The 2,179-nt window shown below is 36.6% G+C and carries 3 protein-coding genes and 1 pseudogene; all 4 read right to left on the bottom strand.

Translation table 11 applies throughout. The annotated features are described in order from the left end of the window. Nucleotides 1-131: 131 nt before the first annotated feature. On the bottom strand, nucleotides 132-401 hold the full coding sequence (locus tag PSE7429_RS22565; protein ID WP_009629715.1) for a type II toxin-antitoxin system RelE/ParE family toxin: 270 nt from the start codon (nucleotides 399-401) through the stop codon (nucleotides 132-134). Further along, nucleotides 398-625, bottom strand: coding sequence for a hypothetical protein (locus tag PSE7429_RS22560; RefSeq protein WP_009629714.1), 228 nt, complete (start codon nucleotides 623-625; stop codon nucleotides 398-400). The genes PSE7429_RS22565 and PSE7429_RS22560 overlap by 4 nt, the downstream gene beginning before the upstream one ends. A gap of 296 nt (nucleotides 626-921) precedes the next feature. Continuing rightward, nucleotides 922-1,416 (bottom strand): hypothetical protein, encoded by a 495-nt coding sequence (locus PSE7429_RS22555; protein WP_009629713.1) that lies wholly within the window; start codon nucleotides 1,414-1,416, stop codon nucleotides 922-924. Nucleotides 1,417-1,847: 431 nt separating this feature from the next. Continuing rightward, nucleotides 1,848-2,179: pseudogene (locus PSE7429_RS22550) on the bottom strand (transposase); the annotation flags it as partial.

The following is a 2,179-nucleotide window of genomic DNA, read 5'->3' as shown; positions in this document are numbered from 1 at the left end:
GCAGTTTGTATCTCTTTTACTCTGCCTTTTTTTCCTTTTTTAGTCTAAACTCCAGTAACTCATTAACAAGCATTTGCAATTGTTTTGTAGGTTTCTCAAGATTGGGCAATTGATAACCATGTATAAGGCAATCAAGGAAAATTCTTATAAAATCCCTCACGACTTTCTATTTTAAGAATTTCAATAACTTCTCCATCCCAAAAAATCCCAATACGATAGTTGTAATCAAATTTAATGCGATAGTATCCCGAAAACCCTTTTAGTGGCTCAAGATCTGGAATTTCGGACAGCATTTGAAAAGTTCCAATTGCTTCAATACATTTTCTAACTTTTGCCAGAATCTTTGGATCGCTGATTTTGTCTAAATCTTTTTTAAAACGTTTAGCGATTTGATATTTCATTGAGGCAAACTCTCCAAGAGGGATTGTGACTCAAGTTCAGACAAAAATCCTTCCTTGCGAGAATTTTCACAAGCTAAATAGAGGATAGAGTCTTCTAATTCAGAGGAATTATTTTGAAATAAAAGTTGGAGAAAGCCTTGTCGGATTTCTAGGGGTAAGGTTTGAAATAGGCTATAAAAACCTGTGCTAGTTAGCAAAGATTCTGTAATTTCTGCTTGGCTCATGGCTATTTGTTTCCTTTTCTACACAGTCTTTATTTAGATTATATCGTTATCAAGCTTTCTAAAAAAAACTGCGATCGCACCACAAGATCGATGATTGTCATACAAATCCAATCAAGTAGTGGACTGTTTCATCTAAAGTGATGCAATAGAAAACTTGGTAAAGTCAGTCTTGATAACTTTTTGATAGATAGCCTATTGCACTATTTTAGATGAAACAGTCCACTACGCGATCAGCTGTTACGAATATTCAAATCCTGCGATTTTGTTAGAGGATTTATCTTTGCGATCAACCCTTGCTAATTGCTACAATTTGTATAAGATCTACTTCCATCCATGCCTGTAATCGATAAGAGTTGGCGTTCTTCTTCAGGCGAGATTCTAATAAATCTTTGCCCTCCCAAATACTCATTTGTACTTACTAAGATTACTCCATCACCGAAACGGACTATTGGATTTTCTTCCCCATTATCGTGAAAAGAAATCGTATAAGGTAATTTTTGACTTAAGTCTTCATAGGCTTCATCTTCTCTGGCTTTAAATCTAGACCACCGATTTTTTTGTAATTGAGCCTGAAAAAATTGTTCGATTTCCTCTAGAGTTTCTTTGCGAAAAGTGTAATGGCATCTCAACACATCTTTAGGATATTTTGCTGGCTTGTATTCTTTTGCGATTACTAACTTGTATTTACTCCAGACTTGCGGGGGAACGCCATCTTCGGTAGAAGTACATCCACTAAGATAAGATGCGACGATGAAAGCAAACGTAGCTATTATAAATTTTTTATTTAGCATGACTTACAATTAGAAAAAAATTCTCGACTGATCCAATTCCTGTAAAAGCTTACCCAAGCTCCCATGGCTTCTTTGTCTTTAGTGATGGTTGGAATTCGAGGATAAACTGCAAAATCTGTCGATTTTCCTTCGAGATTTCCAAGCCCTGCCGACTTATATAATAAGTATTCAGTAGGGTGCGCTAGCCTAGCGTAACGCACAAACATTTGTTATCGAAAAGGTTGTAAAAGGTTCATTTAATTGACATTCAAAAGGTACGTTACATTTCATTTAACGCACCCTACTGGACTGTTTCATCTAAAGTGATGCAATAGAAAACTTGGTAAAGTCAGTCTTGATAAATTTTTGATAGATAGCCTATTGCACTATTTTAGGGCGTTGTTGCATGAATAAAAAGAAGACAAAAGAATAGAGAATATTAGGATAGATAATTAACTAACAACAGAACAGGAGACAGGTTTAGCAAGTTGAATCATGCGATTAAGCGCAGCACATTTGATGAACAACTCAACCGCCTGATTGTCAAATTTACGAGAACATAAAGTACCACCAAAGATCTTTTTGAAACGAACATCGTGGTTTCTGCCAAAGAACGACGATGATAACCTGAGTCACGTTTCCATTTTTTACGCCCATGTTTACGGATATAACGGAGATTTTGGTCACGGGGATGTGGTGCAGCATTGGTATTGCCATGAAGCCAGATTTTGGCATCTTTGCGCGGAGGAATCACGGCTTTAGCACCATGTTGGGCTATCTCGTC

Source organism: Pseudanabaena biceps PCC 7429 (assembly GCF_000332215.1).
GTDB classification, from domain to species: Bacteria; Cyanobacteriota; Cyanobacteriia; order Pseudanabaenales; family Pseudanabaenaceae; genus Pseudanabaena; species Pseudanabaena biceps.
Note: the sequence above shows the minus strand (reverse complement) of the source record. Positions and strands in the feature narration are given on the sequence as shown.

Coding starts and splice junctions, on each gene's coding strand:
- PSE7429_RS22560 (WP_009629714.1), bottom strand. CDS start 625: ATGAGCCAAGCAGAAATTACAGAATCTTTGCTAACTAGCACAGGTTTT.
- PSE7429_RS22555 (WP_009629713.1), bottom strand. CDS start 1,416: ATGCTAAATAAAAAATTTATAATAGCTACGTTTGCTTTCATCGTCGCA.
- PSE7429_RS22565 (WP_009629715.1), bottom strand. CDS start 401: ATGAAATATCAAATCGCTAAACGTTTTAAAAAAGATTTAGACAAAATC.